This window comes from Prescottella sp. R16 (genome assembly GCF_030656875.1).
Lineage (GTDB): Bacteria > Actinomycetota > Actinomycetes > Mycobacteriales > Mycobacteriaceae > Prescottella.
This window is the reverse complement of the sequence record NZ_CP130943.1, coordinates 1008136-1022430: the sequence shown is the minus strand read 5'-3', so window position 1 is coordinate 1022430 and position 14295 is coordinate 1008136. Positions and strand designations below refer to the sequence as shown.

The following is a 14295-nucleotide window of genomic DNA, read 5'->3' as shown; positions in this document are numbered from 1 at the left end:
TACCGGCTACCGGGTGCCGAGCAGGTCGATGATGAACACCAGGGTCTTGCCGGACAGCTGGTGACCGCTGCCGGCCGGACCGTACGCGAGCTCCGGCGGAACCGTGAGCTTGCGGCGTCCGCCGACCTTCATGCCGGGGATGCCCTCCTGCCAGCCGGGGATGAGCCGGTTCAGCGGGAACACGACGGAGTCGCCACGCAGGAACGACGAGTCGAACACCTGGTTCGAGTCGTACTCGACACCGTGGTAGTGGACGTCCACGACCGCACCCGGCTGCGCCTCGGCGCCGTCACCGACGGTGATGTCCTCGATCACGAGCTCGGCCGGGGCCGGGCCCTCGGAGGGCTCGATGACCGGCGGCTCCGGCGGCACGACGACGTCGAGCAGATCGATGACGAACACCAGCGTCTTGCCGGACAGCTGGTGACCGCCACCGGCCGGACCGTACGCGAGCTCCGGCGGGATGGTCAGCTGACGACGTCCGCCGACCTTCATCCCCGGGATGCCCTCCTGCCAGCCGGCGATGAGGCCCTGCAGCGGGAAGGTGATGGATTCGCCGCGGCTCCACGACGAGTCGAACTCCTCGCCGGAGTCGAACTCGACACCGACGTAGTGGACCTCGACCTTGGCGCCGGGGGTGGCCTCGGGGCCGTCACCGACGACGATGTCCTTGATGACGAGTTCGGTGGGCGCGGGGCCCTCCTGGAACTCGATCTCGGGCTTGGTGCTCATGTTGGGGTGTCCGATCTGTTGGAGTCGGGCAGTCTGGTCAGCGCTGCTCAGCGGCCCGACAGGTCCACGTAGTCACGCTGGGTGTAGCCGGTGTAGATCTGACGCGGGCGGCCGATCTTGGTGGCCGGATCCTCGTGCATCTCACGCCAGTGCGCGATCCAGCCGGGCAGGCGGCCGAGCGCGAACAGGACCGTGAACATGCGCGTCGGGAAGCCCATCGCGCGGTAGATCAGGCCCGTGTAGAAGTCCACGTTCGGGTACAGCTTGCGCGCGATGAAGTACTCGTCGGTGAGCGCAGCCTCCTCGAGCGCCTTCGCGATCTGGAGGAGTTCGTCGTCGCCGCCCAGCTTGGCGAGGATGGTGTCCGCCGCCTTCTTCGCGATCGCCGCACGCGGATCGTAGTTGCGGTAGACGCGGTGCCCGAAGCCCATGAGCTTCACGCCGTCTTCCTTGTTCTTGACCTTGCGGACGAACTCCGTGACGTCGCCGCCGCTGGCCTTGATCTCGTCGAGCATCTCGAGCACGGCCTGGTTGGCGCCGCCGTGCAGCGGACCCCACAGGGCGTTTATGCCGGCGGACACCGACGTGAACAGGTTGGCGTCCGACGAGCCGACCATCCGGACCGTCGACGTCGAGCAGTTCTGCTCGTGGTCGGCGTGCAGGATCAGCAGCATGTCGAGAGCCTTGGAGACCTCGGGGTCGACCTCGTACGGCTCGGCCGGGAAGCCGAACGTCATGCGCAGGAAGTTCTCGACCAGGCTCAGCGAGTTGTCCGGGTACAGGAACGGCTGGCCGACCGACTTCTTGTACGCGTACGCCGCGATGGTCGGCAGCTTCGCGAGCAGACGGGTCGTGGACAGCTCGACCTGCTCCGGATCGTCCGGGTCCAGCGAGTCCTGGTAGTAGGCGGACAGCGCGTTGACGGCGCTCGACAGGACCGGCATCGGGTGCGCGTTGCGCGGGAAGCCGTCGAAGAACCGCTTGAGGTCCTCGTGCAGCAGCGTGTGCCGACGGATCTTGTCGGTGAACACGTCCAGCTGGGCCTGGGTGGGCAGCTCGCCGTAGATCAGCAGGTAGCTGACCTCGATGAACGTGGAGCGCTCAGCGAGCTCCTCGATCGGGTACCCGCGGTAGCGCAGGATGCCCTTGTCGCCGTCGATATAGGTGATAGCGGAACTCGTGGACGCGGTGTTCACGAAGCCCGGGTCGAGCGTCGTGTAACCCGTGTCGGCAAGGAGCTTGCCCAGCTCGATGCCGTCGTTCCCTTCAGTCGCCTTGGCGATGGACATCGTGTGCTCGCCACCGGGGTAGCTGAGTGTCGGCTTGTTGTCATTCTCAGCGGGCACGGAAGGATCCCTCTCAAACTCAGACCAGTGAGTAACTTCGTAACATTCAAGTAGAAACTAGCCGCCCGTGGGCGCGGTCGCCCACGGAGGGTCCGCCCGGGCCGCGAAACGGTGATCGCCACCGCGCGGATCACACGTCCACGGGCCGCCCGGACGCACCCACCCGGTACCGCAGGAACATCGGGAAGACCAGCATCGAGATGACGACACCGATCACGACCAGCAGCCCGCCGCCGGCGGACGCGACGGCGGTACCCACGTAGTACGCGGCGGCGCCGTGCAGGACGTCGCCGATCCGTGGACCCCCCGCCACGACGACCGTGAACACGCCCTGCAGGCGTCCGCGCATGTCGTCGGTGGCGACCTGCTGGAGCATCGTGGACCGCAGCGCGGCCGAGATCATGTCGACGGCGCCGCCGAACGCGAGGAACGCGAGCGCCACCCACAGCAGCAACGCCGGACTGCTCGGCGTCGACATCCCGACGACGACACCGAACCCGATCATCGCGACGCCCCACAGTGCGATGCAGGCGACGACGGCCCGCCCCTGATAGCGGATGCGCGGCAGCCACCCGGAGAACACGCCGCCGAGCACCGCGCCCGCCGACATGGCCGCGAACAACAGGCCGAGGGCGATGCCGCCGTCGAGGGGGTCACCGAACGACTCGTGTGCGATCTGCGGGAACAGGGCGCGCGGCATGCCGAACACCATCGCGACGATGTCGACGACGAACGACGCCAGCAGCACCTTCTGCGTCGCGAGGTACGCGAAGCCCTCCCCCACGACCCGCAGCCCGGCGCGTCGGGCGGGTCCGGTCGGCGGCAGCGCGGGCAGCCGGATCACCGCCCACAACGTCGCGAGCAGGGCGATCGAGTCGATCAGGTAGACGGTCGCGAGCCCCGCCACCGGGATGAGGACCCCCGCGAGGAGCGGGCCGGCGATGGCCCCGAACTGGAACACCGTCATGTTGAGCGAGTTCGCGGCCGGCAGATGCTTCAGCGGCAACAGTCGCGGGATGATCGCGCTGCGGGTCGGCGAGTTCACCGCGAAGAACACCTGTTGCAGCGAGAACAGGCACAGCAGCAGCCACACGTTGTCCACGTGCGCGGCGGCCTGCGCCCACAACAGCAGCGACGTGCCGATCAACCCGAGCGTCGTGACGATGATGAGCTTGCGGCGGTCCATGACGTCCGCGAGCGCGCCACCCCACAGCCCGAAGATGACGAGCGGCACCAGACCGAACAGGCCGGCGAGTCCCACATACGCGGAGTTCTGGGTGATCGCGAAGATCTGCAGCGGCACCGCGACGACGGTGAGTTGCGCACCGATGACCGTGACGATGCCGCTCGTCCACAGGCGCCGGTAGTCGGGGTTGCGGAGCGGGGTGACGTCGGCGAGCAGGGACCTCATCACGGCTGCAGCCGTTCCACGATCCAGGCGCCGTCGACCAGGCGGGCCCGGATCCGGTTGTGCATGCGGTTGGGCCGGCCCTGCCAGAACTCGACCGCCTCGGGCCGGATACGGTAGCCGCCCCAGTGTTCGGGGACGGGAATGTCGGTGTCGACGGGGAACCGGGCACCGGTCTCGACGAGCCGTGCGTCGAGGTCGGCGCGGGACGCGATCGGTCGGGACTGGTCCGACGCCCACGCCCCGAGCCGGGAGCCACGCGGGCGGCTGTTCCAGTACTCCGTGGTGACGTCCTCGCCGGTCTTCTGCACAGGGCCGCGCACCGTCATCTGGTGGGCCAGCGGCACCCACGTGAACGTCGCCGACGCGTACGGGACGGCCGCGAGCTGCCGGCCCTTGTCGGAGTCGTAGTTGGTGAAGAACTGCACGCCGTCGGCGTCGAGCGCCTTGCACAGGACGGTCCGGGTCCGCGGATGCCCATCGGTGTCGACGGTGCCGAGCACCATTGCGTTCGGTTCCGGCAGCCCGGCGTCGACGGCCTCCTCCACCCACCGCCGCGCCAGCGCCGCCCATCCCTCGTCCAGCCACGACGGCTCGAGGTCCGGTTCCACGACGGGACGCTGCGGCCCGATCTCTCCGTAGCTCACCCGCATGGCGGAGAGATCGGATTTCCTGGAGCCTCGTCGCGGCGAGTCCGACGGCTGCGATTCTGACGACACAGCAGCAGACGCTACCGGTACGCGGCGACCGGACCGGCGGTCCGACCGGCTAGAGTTTCGGTGAGGACCGAGCAGTCGAAGACCCCAGTCAGTGCAAGGTAGTGCGGCTCCGACGGGCAGCACTCGGATGAGGAGAGTCCAGGAGCAATGGCACCCAGCGCTGTAGTACCCGAGGATTTCGTCAGCGGCCTCGAGGGCGTCGTGGCCTTCACCAGCGACATCGCCGAACCCGACAAGGACGGCGGCTCACTGCGGTACCGCGGCGTCGACATCGAGGATCTCGTCGGCCGCCGCGTCACGTTCGGCAACGTGTGGGCGTTGCTGGTCGACGGCAAGTTCGGCCAGGGCCTGCCCCCTGCCGAGCCGTTTCCGCTGCCCATCCACACCGGTGACGTCCGGGTCGACGTGCAGGCCGGTCTCGCGATGCTGGCCCCGATCTGGGGCTACCAGCCACTGCTCGACATCGACGACGAGACGGCTCGCGAGAACCTCGCCCGCGCCTCGGTGATGGCGCTGTCGTACGTCGCGCAGTCGGCCCGCGGCATCTACCAGCCGGCCGTTCCGCAGAAGATCATCGACGAATGCCCCACCGTCACAGCACGTTTCATGACGCGATGGAAGGGCGATCCGGATCCGCGGCACACCGAGGCCATCGACGCGTACTGGGTCTCGGCCGCCGAGCACGGCATGAACGCCTCCACCTTCACCGCCCGTGTCATCGCCTCCACCGGCGCCGACGTGGCCGCATCGCTGTCCGGTGCGATCGGCGCGATGTCGGGCCCGCTGCACGGCGGCGCCCCGGCCCGCGTGCTGCCGATGATCGAGGAGACCGAGCGCACCGGTGACGCCCGCGCACTGGTCAAGGGCATCCTCGACCGCAAGGAGAAGCTGATGGGCTTCGGTCACCGGGTGTACCGGGCCGAGGACCCCCGCGCCCGGGTGCTGCGGGATACCGCCAAGCGCCTGGACGCACCCCGCTACGAGGTGGCCGCCGCGCTGGAGCAGGCCGCGCTCGCCGAACTGCGCGAACGTCGACCCGACCGCGCGATCGAGACCAACGTCGAATTCTGGGCGGCGGTGATCCTCGACTTCGCCGAGGTCCCGGCCCACATGATGCCCGCCATGTTCACGTGCGGACGCACCGCCGGCTGGTGCGCGCACATCCTGGAGCAGAAGCGCCTGGGCAAGCTCGTCCGCCCCGCCGCCATCTACACCGGCCCGGCACCCCGCACCCCCGACACCGTCGAGGGCTGGGATCAGATCTCGCACAGCTAGACCGGCTGCGCCACCACCACAACGGAGAAGGACAACTCGCACCGATGAGCACCCCGATCATCCCCGCCGACCTCAAGCCCGTCGACGGCCGCTTCGGTTGCGGACCGTCGAAGGTTCGCCCCGAGCAGCTGCAGTCCCTGGTCGACGTCGGTGCGTCGGTGTTCGGCACCAGCCACCGGCAGAAGCCCGTCAAGGACGTCGTCGGACGGGTCCGTTCGGGTCTGCGCGACCTGTTCTCGCTGCCCGAGGGCTACGAGGTCGTCCTCGGCAACGGCGGCTCCACCGCGTTCTGGGACGCGGCCGCCTTCGGTCTGATCCGTGAGCGCTCGCAGCACTTCACGTACGGCGAGTTCTCGTCGAAGTTCGCGTCGGTCGCCAAGGGCAACCCGTTCATCGGCGATCCGATCGTCGTGTCGTCCGATCCGGGCACCGCGCCGGCGATCGTCGCCGACGGTTCTGTCGACCTCATCGGCTGGGCCCACAACGAGACCTCGACCGGTGTGGCCGTGCCGGTGTCGCGCCCGGCGGGCTCGGAGAACGCGCTCATCGCGATCGACGCCACCTCGGGCGCCGGCGGCCTGCCGGTCGACGTCGCCGACGCCGACGTCTACTACTTCGCGCCGCAGAAGTGCTTCGCCGCCGACGGTGGCCTGTGGATCGCGCTGATGAGCCCGGCGGCGCTCGAGCGCGTCGCCGAGATCAAGGCGTCGGGCCGCTGGACCCCGGAGTTCCTGTCGCTGCCGATCGCGGTCGACAACTCCACCAAGGATCAGACGTACAACACCCCGGCGCTCGCGACGCTGCTGATGTTCGAGAACCAGATCGCGTGGATGAACTCCAACGGCGGCCTGGACTGGACCACCGCGCGCACCAAGGATTCGTCGGATCGCCTGTACTCGTGGGCCGAGGCCTCCGAGTACGCGACGCCGTTCGTCGCCGATCCGGCCAACCGCTCGCAGGTCGTCGGCACGATCGACTTCGCCGACTCGGTCGACGCGGCCGAGGTCGCGAAGATCCTGCGCGCCAACGGCATCGTCGACACCGAGCCGTACCGCAAGCTGGGCCGTAACCAGCTGCGCATCGGCATGTTCCCGGCGATCGATCCCGAGGACGTCTCGCAGCTCACCAAGAGCATCGACTGGGTCGTCTCCCAGCTCGGATAGTTCGTTCCCGAGAAGGGGCGGGCGGCGCACACGCGCCCCCGCCCCTTCGGTGATATACGGCTCGCGTGTCTTTCCCGGCGTGCCTGTCACGGATGAATTACAGTCGAGTTCGTGCAATCGCGAGTCGACGCGATCAGGAGGACGAACGTGCGAGAGCTGCGAGTGATCGGTCTCGAACCAGGCGGCGCGCACGTGGTGTGTTCGGACCCGGATTCCGGGGAGAAATTCCGCATCCCCGCCGACGATCGACTGCGGGCCGCGGCCCGCGGCGACATCGCCCGGCTCGGCCAGATCGAGATCGAGACCGACTGCCAGATGCGCCCCAAGGAGATCCAGGCCCGGATCCGCGGCGGCGCCTCCGTCGACCAGGTCGCCGAGGAGGCGGGTGTCCCCCGGCCCAAGGTGGAACGCTTCGCGTACCCGGTGCTGCTCGAACGGTCCCGCGCCGCAGAGATGGCGCAGGCCGGCCACCCGGTGCGTCCGGACGGCCCGGCGGTCATGACGCTCGCCGAGATCGTCGCTCTCGCGTTCCGCACCCGTGGCCACGATCTCGACGTCGCGACGTGGGACGCGTGGAAGGACGAGGAAGGGTGCTGGGTCGCGCAGCTGCAGTGGCAGGCCGGGTGCACCACCAACGCGGCGCACTGGCGGTTCCAGCCGGATGCGCACGGCGGCATCGTCACGGCACTCGACGACACTGCGACGCAGCTCGTCGATCCGGATTTCGGGCGGCCGCTGCGCAGCCTGACCCCGGTTCCCAGTGAGGGCGTGTACGGTCCGGCCGATGTGGAGTCCGATCAGGACAGCACCGACGACGCGTCGATCATGCTGGCGGACAACGAGTTCGACGACATCGCCGGTGACGTGGCCGAGATCGTGACGCCGGACGGCGGCGCCGAACCCCGGGTCGCCCCGCAGACCAGCCCGGGCAAGGACAAGCGCGGCAAGCCGGCCCTGCCGTCGTGGGACGACGTCCTGCTGGGCGTTCGGAGCAACGGGCGCGGCTGACACCGGTGGCGGGAGTCAACGCTTCCACACTCTGGTACGTCGACGTCGACGATCCCGTTGCCGTACTACGGGACGCCGAGAACGACCGCGACGGCGCACACGGGCTGGCCACCAGCCTGCACCACGGCCTCGAGATGTTCCCGCTCGGTGACGAGTTCCTGTCCACGACATCGGTTCTGGCGGACGGCGAGATCGTCGTCGGATATTTTCCCGGCGTCGCAGTCGTCCGCACGACCGAGTCGCTGCCACCGGTACCGTCGTCGCTCGTCGAGCACTGGATTCGTCCGACGGGGGCCCGGCACACGTACCTGTGTTCGTCGAGTGCGTCGATGCCGGCCGGTTCGTGGGGTGCGTTCGCGCACTGGGACGGCGCGACGCTCGAGCGGTCGTTCAGTGCGACGCCGGTGCACATCGTCGAGGACGTCGGCCTCCCGCAGCCGTGGGAACGCCCGTTCTGGTCGGGTGAGCACCCGGCACCGCCGAGCCTGGACGTTCTCCCCGACCCGCAGACGTTGCCGTTCGATCCTGCCGAGTTCGCGCAGGCCGCCCTGCGGGCCTGGCTGGACGGACTGGATCCGTCGTCGATTCCCGTCTCCCGCTTCACGATCCACCCGGTGCCGCAGGAGCCCGGGCAGCAGGAACCGGTGCCGCAGGAACCACCCGCGCCGCAGGAGCAGCCGCGACGGCGTTCACTGCTGGCGCGGCTGCTGCGCCGGTGACACGTCAGAACACCGCGAGGACCACGCCGATCCAGCCGAGCACGACGCCCGCACCGACGCCGTAGACCACCCAGCGCCACACCGGAATCCAGCGCCACCGCCACACGGTCGGTGCCGCGCCGCCGACGGCGACGATGTTGAAGCCGATCGCGAGCAACGGGTGGATGTCGGCGAGTGCCGTCCCGAACGCGACGACACCGACGATCGTGACGAGCGCTGCGAATGCGCCGACGAGCAGGCCCGTGGCCCACGGGGTGGGCAGGTGGGTGGGCATGCGGGTGGTCACGCCCCCGCTCGGATCCGCTCGTAGAACGCCATCGCGGCGGCGGTCGCGACGTTGAGGGAGTCCGTTCCCGGCGCCATGGGGATGCGGGCTCGGACGTCGGTGGCGCGCATCGCGTCCTCGGTCAGTCCCGGTCCCTCCGCCCCGAGGAGCACGGCCACCTTCTCCCCCGTCATCGCCTGCGCGAGCGGTACCGCCGCCAGGTTCGGGGTGAGGGAGATGAGCTGGAAACCGCGGTCCCGCAGGATGTTCAAGCCTCGCGGCCAGTCCGGGACCTGCGCGAACGGTACCCGCAGCGCGTGCCCCATCGACACCCGCACCGCGCGACGGTAGAGCGGGTCGGCGCACGCGCCGCCGAACAGGATCGCATCCACACCGAGTCCGGCGGCGTTGCGGAACATCGAGCCGATGTTCTCGTGATCGTTGACGCCTTCGAGGACCGCGACGGTGCGGGCGTCGCGCAGCACGTCCTCGGGGTCGAGGGCCGGCGGCCGGTACGCCGCGGCGAGCACACCGCGGTTGAGGTGGAAGCCCACGACCTGCGCCATCACGTCGGCGGTGGTCCGGTAGAACGGCACGTCGACGCCGTCGAGGTCGGTGGACAGCTCGGTGAGCCGGCGATCCACCCCGAGCAGGCTGATCGGCGCGAACCGGGACGTCAGCATCCGCTGCGCCACGAGCACACCCTCCGCGATCACGAGCCCCTTGCCGCCGGGCAGGTCGGGCCGGCGGTCGGACGAGCTGAGATCGCGGTAGTCGTCGAGCCGGGGGTCGGCGGGATCTGCGATGTCGATGACGTGAACCACCGGTCCATCGTGCCGCACGGGCGGTCGACGGCTACCGGGTGCTCCCGTCCGCCTCGAACAGGGCGTCGAAGTGTGCGTCGAGGACGGCGTGGATCTGTTCGGGCCCGATCCGGTGGGGATGGTTGAGGCCGTGCGCCGCGAGACCGTCCACCAGGGCGTGCATCCGCATCGCCTCCACCTCGACTGCGGATTCCGCGATCGTCCCGGCCGCAGCCAACTCCTGCGCCGCCCCGAGGAAGCCCTCGTACACCGCGAGATCGGAACGTTCGCGCACCTCGGCGAGTGTGGGGTCGGCCTGCGCGGCGACGGTGAATGCCTGCCACACCTCCATCTCGCCGCGACGGTCGTCGTCGAGGGGTACGAACTGCTCGGCCAGAACGCGCACGTCGGCCCGCAGATCCCCACTGAACTCGATCCCGGCGATGCGGTCGTAGACACGTGCGGTGACCAGTTCCATCGCGAACAGCAGCAGTTCGGACTGGGTGCCGAAGAAGTGCCGGAGCGACCCGGTGGACATCCCGGCCTCGCCGGCGACGGCCCGAACGCTGGCAGCGGCGATGCCGTCGCGTCGGATCACGCGCAGCACGGCGTCGGCGATCTCCTCGCGTCTGGCCTCGGGGCTCGGTCTCTTCACCACATCGCAAAACTAACACGGCTGTGCTAGCTTCTAAACGACTAACACAGTCGTACTAGAAATGGGGTCGACCATGATCGTGCACCTGATCGTCGTGTGCGAGATCCTCTTCTGGGTGTTCCTCGGAGCCGGGCTGACGGCCCGCTACCTGCTGCGCCGCCCCACCCTGGGTGCCGCACTGCTCGTCGGCGCGCCCCTGGTCGACGTCGTCCTACTGGTTGCCACCACGATCGACCTGCGCGGCGGCGCCGAGGCGACGGCGAGTCACGGCCTGGCCGCCGCATACATCGGTTTCTCGGTCGCCTTCGGGCACAGCATCATCCGCTGGGCCGACGCCCGGTTCGCGCACCGGTTCGCCGGCGGGCCCGCCCCGGTGAAGCCGCCGCGGCACGGTGCCGGCCGGGCGATCCGCGAATGGCGCGAGTTCGGCAAGGCCGTGATTGCGTGGGGCATCGCGTGCGGCCTGCTGCTCGCCGCGATCACGATGGTGGACGACCCGACCCGCACCGCGGCCCTGTCCGGCTGGATCGACAACCTCACCGTCGTGCTCGGGATCTGGGGCGTCGTCGCCCTGAGCTACACGGTGTTCCCGGCACGGGCGAAGGCGGTCGAGCGCCGCACGTAGAGTGCGGCGGCCAGGCCCGCGACGAGGGACACCGCCCCGCCCACGACGAGCGGGGCGCGCGGATCCACCGCATCGGCGAGCCAGCCCAGCAGCGGACTGCCCAGCGGGGTGCCGCCGAGGAACGCGAGCATGTACATGCCCATGACGCGGCCGCGCAGGCCGGTGGGAACCGACAGTTGCAGAATGCTCATCGCGGACGTCGAGAACGTGAGCACGAGGGCCCCGATCGGCACCAGCAGGATCGCGACCGCCAGGTACGACGACAGCAGCCCGAGTCCGATCTCGAGCACACCGAATGCGATCGCCGCGCCGAGACACCGCCGCAGTGTGGGCGCGGTCCCGGCGCGGGCCGCGAACGACGCCCCGGCGAGCATGCCGACCGCGAGCATCGTCGACAGCAGCCCGAACGCGTCCGCGTCCTTGCCGAACGTGTTGCGCGCCAGGACCGCCAGTGTCAGGGAGAAGTTCAGGCCGAACGTGGAGACGGCGAACACCACCAGGAGTACAACGGTGAGGTCGGGGCGGCGGCGCACGTACCGGAAGCCCTCCCGCACCTGGCCTTTCGCGCGTGGGGCCGGCTCCGACCGGGTGAGTTCCCCGGTGCGCATGCACAGCAGCGACACGAACACCGCCGCGAACGACACCGTGTTGACGAGGAACACCGGTCCGGTGCCGATCCAGGTGATGAGGACACCGGAGATCGCCGGGCCGACGATGCGTGCCGCATTGAACATCATGGAGTTCAACGCGATCGCGTTCGCCAGCCGTTCGGGGCCGACCATCTCGATGGTGAACGACTGCCGCACCGGCGTCTCGAGGGCACTCACACATCCGAGCGCCAGGGCCAACACGTAGACGTGCCACAACTGCACGACGCCACCGACGTCGAGCACACCGAGGATCAGCCCGAACACGGCCATCGCGACCAGCGAGGCCATGAGGATGCGTCGCTTGTCGTACCGGTCGGCGAGGACACCGCCGTACATCGACAGCACGAGAGTGGGCCCGAACTGCAGGGCCATGACGACACCGACCGCGAAACCGTCACCGCCGGACAGGGTCAGGACCAGCCAGTCCTGCGCGATCCGCTGCATCCACGTGCCGACGAGGGACACGATCTGGCCGGACGCCCAGTAGCGGTAGTTCCGCGACCGCAGGGCCGCGAACATCGACGGCGCGACATCGGTGGACATACACAGATAGTGGCGCGGAACAGGTTTCCTCGCGGTCACCGGTCCCGGTGACCGGATCCGGTGTGGGTCAGTCGTTCTCGACGAGCCCGGTGATGATGGTGACGGCGTCCCGCAGGGTCGCGAGATCGGCGTCCGTCAGGTGCGACAGCTTCTCGGTCATCCACGCCTCACGGGCCTGCGTCTCGCTGACCATGAGGTCGCGTCCGGCGTCCGACAACGACACCACGATCTGCCGTCCGTCGGTGGGATGCGGTGCGCGGTCGACGAGTCCGAGATCGGCGAGGGACGCGATGACCCGCGTCATCGACGGCGGCTGCACCTTCTCCCGGGCCGCGAGCGCGCCCGGGGACATGGAACCCTCGGCACTCAACGAGGCGAGTGCCGACAACTGCGTCAGCGACACCTTGGCCTCACTCCGCCGACCCCGCAGGTGGCGCGTCAGACGCACCACTGCGAGAGACAGATCGCTGGCCAGGGCGCGGATATCCGATGTCACAGATGCAAACAATACGGGAACCCGCGCCCCGTTCCTCACGTAACGGCGTCGGTGATGGGTCCGACGGCGAAGTAGGCCACGAACAGTGCCGCGACGACCCACATCAGCGGATGCACCTTCCTGGCGTTGCCACCCGCGGCCGCCAGGACCACGTAGGTGATGAAGCCGACGCCGATACCGTTGGCGATCGAGTACGTGAACGGCATCGTGACGATCGTCAGGAACGCCGGCAGCGCGATGGAGAACTTGCCGAAGTCGATGTCGCGCACCTGCCCGATCATCAACGCGCCCACCACGACCAGGGCCGGTGCGGCCGCCTCGATCGGCACCACCGAGTACAGCGGGGTGAGGAACATCGCGGCCAGGAACAGCAGGCCGGTGACGACGTTGGCGAGGCCGGTGCGGGCGCCCTCGGCGATACCGGACGCGGATTCGACGAACACGGTGTTCGACGACGCGGACGAGGCGCCACCGACGATGGCACCGGTGCCCTCCACGACCAGCGCCTTGCCGATACCGGGGAGGTTGTCGTCCTTGTCGACGAGTCCGGCTTCGGCACCGAGACCGGTCATGGTGCCCATCGCGTCGAAGAAGTTGGCGAGCACGAGGGTGAACACGAGCAGGCTCGCGGCGAGCACACCGATACGGGTGAACGCACCGAAGAGGTTGACGTCACCGACCAGGCTCAGATCCGGCAGCTGTGCGACCACGTCCGGCAGCACCGGCACCGACAGGTTCCAGCCCTTGGGGTCGACACCCTTCGAGGCTCCGACGTCGAAGACCGCCTCGACGATCGCGGCGAGCACGGTGGTGGTGACGATGCCGATCAGCAGGCCGCCACGCACCTTGCGGACCACGAGCACACCCATGAGGAGGACACCGAACACGAACACGACCGTCGGCCATGCGGAGATCGAGCCGTTGATACCGAGACCGACGGGCACCGACGTGCCGGCGGCGTCGGGGATGCGGCGCACGAATCCGGCGTCGACGAGACCGAGGAACGCGATGAACATGCCGATGCCGGCGGCGATCGCCGCCTTGAGTTCCCGCGGGATCGCGTTGAACACGGCGGTGCGGAACCCGGACGCGGCGAGCGCGACGATGATGATGCCGTCGATCACGACGAGACCCATCGCCTCCGGCCACGTGACCTGCGGGGCGATCGACACCGCGAGCAGGCTGTTGATGCCCAGGCCCGCGGCGATACCGAACGGATAGTTGGCGACGATGCCGAAGACGATGCTCATCAGACCGGCGGCGAGCGCGGTGACGGCGGCAACCTGGCTCACCGGCAGGATGTTGCCGAGGACGTCGGTCTTGGCGGCCGCGTCGTCGGCGGAGAAACTACCGAGGATCAGCGGGTTGAGGACCACGATGTACGCCATGGCCACGAACGTGACCAGACCGCCACGAACTTCCCGGCTGATCGTCGATCCCCGCTCCGTGATCTTGAAATAGGCGTCGAGCAGGCGCGAGGGCGCCGAAGGCTTCGGGCTGGGATTCTGGTCGGTAACCGCCATGTCGTATTTCGGTCCAATCGCCGGGAAGTGGGGTTTCGCACCTGGCAGAGTAGGTCACCGACGGGCAGGTAGCTTAATCCTGTGACCGAAATCCATAGCACGTCGCCGCTCGTCGAGCGGATGTCCGATCCCCGTCCGGTGCTCGCCGCCGGCACCGCGGCCTGGATCGTGGCCACCGTCGTCGTCGCGCTCGGAGGCGACCGCTGGTCCGACGCGCTCCCCGTCTGTTGTGCCGGAACGGCCTTCGGCGCCGTAGGTTTCGTCCTGTTCCTCGTGCAGCGGCGGGCCGCGCGCGCCGGCAGACGCGGCGCACAACGCGGACTCGACTGACACCGCGGGCCGACCCGGCACCGACACTTCGGCGC

16 protein-coding genes and 1 pseudogene are annotated in these 14295 nt (G+C 69.1%); 6 read left to right on the top strand and 11 right to left on the bottom strand.

All coding sequences use genetic code 11. The annotated features are described in order from the left end of the window. Positions 1-6: 6 nt before the first annotated feature. The 5 genes and pseudogenes from Q5696_RS04755 to pdxH form a co-directional block, all read right to left on the bottom strand. Complete coding sequence (locus Q5696_RS04755) at positions 7-372, bottom strand: FKBP-type peptidyl-prolyl cis-trans isomerase (protein WP_305095137.1); 366 nt, start codon at positions 370-372, stop codon at positions 7-9. A gap of 9 nt (positions 373-381) precedes the next feature. Continuing rightward, positions 382-732 (bottom strand): annotated as a pseudogene (locus Q5696_RS04750) (FKBP-type peptidyl-prolyl cis-trans isomerase); the annotation flags it as partial. Between the two features lie 47 nt (positions 733-779). Further along, the gene (locus tag Q5696_RS04745; RefSeq protein ID WP_305094061.1) at positions 780-2078 is read right to left on the bottom strand and encodes a citrate synthase; all 1299 of its coding nucleotides are present in this window, start codon (positions 2076-2078) and stop codon (positions 780-782) included. Between the two features lie 130 nt (positions 2079-2208). Then, entirely contained in the window at positions 2209-3489 is a 1281-nt protein-coding gene (locus tag Q5696_RS04740) for an MFS transporter (protein ID WP_305095136.1), read from the bottom strand. Next, on the bottom strand, positions 3489-4139 hold the full coding sequence (gene pdxH, locus Q5696_RS04735; protein ID WP_305094060.1) for a pyridoxamine 5'-phosphate oxidase: 651 nt from the start codon (positions 4137-4139) through the stop codon (positions 3489-3491). Before pdxH ends, Q5696_RS04740 begins: the two co-directional genes overlap by 1 nt. A 213-nt stretch (positions 4140-4352) precedes the next feature. Between pdxH and Q5696_RS04730 the strand changes: the two genes are divergently transcribed. The 4 genes from Q5696_RS04730 to Q5696_RS04715 all read left to right on the top strand — a co-directional run bounded on the left by Q5696_RS04730 (position 4353) and on the right by Q5696_RS04715 (position 8370). After that, positions 4353-5480 (top strand): citrate synthase 2, encoded by a 1128-nt coding sequence (locus Q5696_RS04730; RefSeq protein ID WP_305094059.1) that lies wholly within the window; start codon positions 4353-4355, stop codon positions 5478-5480. Between the two features lie 44 nt (positions 5481-5524). After that, positions 5525-6643 carry a phosphoserine transaminase gene (serC, locus tag Q5696_RS04725; protein WP_305094058.1) on the top strand — a complete coding sequence of 373 codons (1119 nt, stop codon included), beginning with the start codon at positions 5525-5527 and terminating at the stop codon, positions 6641-6643. 147 nt (positions 6644-6790) lie between these two features. Continuing rightward, the gene (gene sepH / locus Q5696_RS04720; RefSeq protein ID WP_305094057.1) at positions 6791-7651 is read left to right on the top strand and encodes a septation protein SepH; all 861 of its coding nucleotides are present in this window, start codon (positions 6791-6793) and stop codon (positions 7649-7651) included. A 5-nt stretch (positions 7652-7656) separates the two neighbouring features. Further along, positions 7657-8370, top strand: a complete 714-nt coding sequence (locus tag Q5696_RS04715) for a DUF6928 family protein (RefSeq protein WP_305094056.1) — start codon at positions 7657-7659, stop codon at positions 8368-8370. A gap of 4 nt (positions 8371-8374) precedes the next feature. Here Q5696_RS04715 and Q5696_RS04710 read toward each other — a convergent pair whose 3' ends face one another. Genes Q5696_RS04710 through Q5696_RS04700 form a run of 3 tightly spaced genes read right to left on the bottom strand, consistent with a single transcriptional unit; the run spans position 8375 to position 10096 of the window. Further along, positions 8375-8644: a DUF2537 domain-containing protein gene (locus Q5696_RS04710; protein WP_305095135.1), complete on the bottom strand. Its 270-nt coding sequence runs from the start codon at positions 8642-8644 to the stop codon at positions 8375-8377. A gap of 8 nt (positions 8645-8652) precedes the next feature. After that, on the bottom strand, positions 8653-9459 hold the full coding sequence (locus Q5696_RS04705) for a TrmH family RNA methyltransferase (protein ID WP_305094055.1): 807 nt from the start codon (positions 9457-9459) through the stop codon (positions 8653-8655). Between the two features lie 31 nt (positions 9460-9490). Further along, positions 9491-10096, bottom strand: a complete 606-nt coding sequence (locus Q5696_RS04700) for a TetR/AcrR family transcriptional regulator (protein ID WP_305094054.1) — start codon at positions 10094-10096, stop codon at positions 9491-9493. Positions 10097-10154: 58 nt separating this feature from the next. On the opposite strand from Q5696_RS04700, the gene Q5696_RS04695 reads away from it, so the two are divergent. Further along, on the top strand, positions 10155-10718 hold the full coding sequence (locus Q5696_RS04695) for a hypothetical protein (protein WP_305094053.1): 564 nt from the start codon (positions 10155-10157) through the stop codon (positions 10716-10718). Here the strand turns inward: Q5696_RS04695 and Q5696_RS04690 are convergent. The 3 genes from Q5696_RS04690 to Q5696_RS04680 all read right to left on the bottom strand — a co-directional run bounded on the left by Q5696_RS04690 (position 10670) and on the right by Q5696_RS04680 (position 13930). Continuing rightward, entirely contained in the window at positions 10670-11911 is a 1242-nt protein-coding gene (locus tag Q5696_RS04690; protein WP_370654860.1) for an MFS transporter, read from the bottom strand. The genes Q5696_RS04695 and Q5696_RS04690 overlap by 49 nt on opposite strands. A 67-nt stretch (positions 11912-11978) precedes the next feature. Further along, entirely contained in the window at positions 11979-12407 is a 429-nt protein-coding gene (locus Q5696_RS04685) for a MarR family winged helix-turn-helix transcriptional regulator (RefSeq protein ID WP_305094052.1), read from the bottom strand. A 35-nt stretch (positions 12408-12442) separates the two neighbouring features. After that, positions 12443-13930 carry an NCS2 family permease gene (locus Q5696_RS04680; protein ID WP_305094051.1) on the bottom strand — a complete coding sequence of 496 codons (1488 nt, stop codon included), beginning with the start codon at positions 13928-13930 and terminating at the stop codon, positions 12443-12445. A 120-nt stretch (positions 13931-14050) separates the two neighbouring features. On the opposite strand from Q5696_RS04680, the gene Q5696_RS04675 reads away from it, so the two are divergent. Further along, on the top strand, positions 14051-14260 hold the full coding sequence (locus Q5696_RS04675; RefSeq protein WP_370654903.1) for a DUF2530 domain-containing protein: 210 nt from the start codon (positions 14051-14053) through the stop codon (positions 14258-14260). The last annotated feature ends 35 nt before the right edge of the window (positions 14261-14295 follow it).

Coding starts and splice junctions, on each gene's coding strand:
- Q5696_RS04740 (WP_305095136.1), bottom strand. CDS start 3,489: ATGAGGTCCCTGCTCGCCGACGTCACCCCGCTCCGCAACCCCGACTAC.
- pdxH (WP_305094060.1), bottom strand. CDS start 4,139: ATGCGGGTGAGCTACGGAGAGATCGGGCCGCAGCGTCCCGTCGTGGAA.
- Q5696_RS04730 (WP_305094059.1), top strand. CDS start 4,353: ATGGCACCCAGCGCTGTAGTACCCGAGGATTTCGTCAGCGGCCTCGAG.
- serC (WP_305094058.1), top strand. CDS start 5,525: ATGAGCACCCCGATCATCCCCGCCGACCTCAAGCCCGTCGACGGCCGC.
- Q5696_RS04710 (WP_305095135.1), bottom strand. CDS start 8,644: ATGCCCACCCACCTGCCCACCCCGTGGGCCACGGGCCTGCTCGTCGGC.
- Q5696_RS04695 (WP_305094053.1), top strand. CDS start 10,155: ATGGGGTCGACCATGATCGTGCACCTGATCGTCGTGTGCGAGATCCTC.
- Q5696_RS04690 (WP_370654860.1), bottom strand. CDS start 11,911: ATGTCCACCGATGTCGCGCCGTCGATGTTCGCGGCCCTGCGGTCGCGG.
- Q5696_RS04680 (WP_305094051.1), bottom strand. CDS start 13,930: ATGGCGGTTACCGACCAGAATCCCAGCCCGAAGCCTTCGGCGCCCTCG.
- Q5696_RS04675 (WP_370654903.1), top strand. CDS start 14,051: ATGTCCGATCCCCGTCCGGTGCTCGCCGCCGGCACCGCGGCCTGGATC.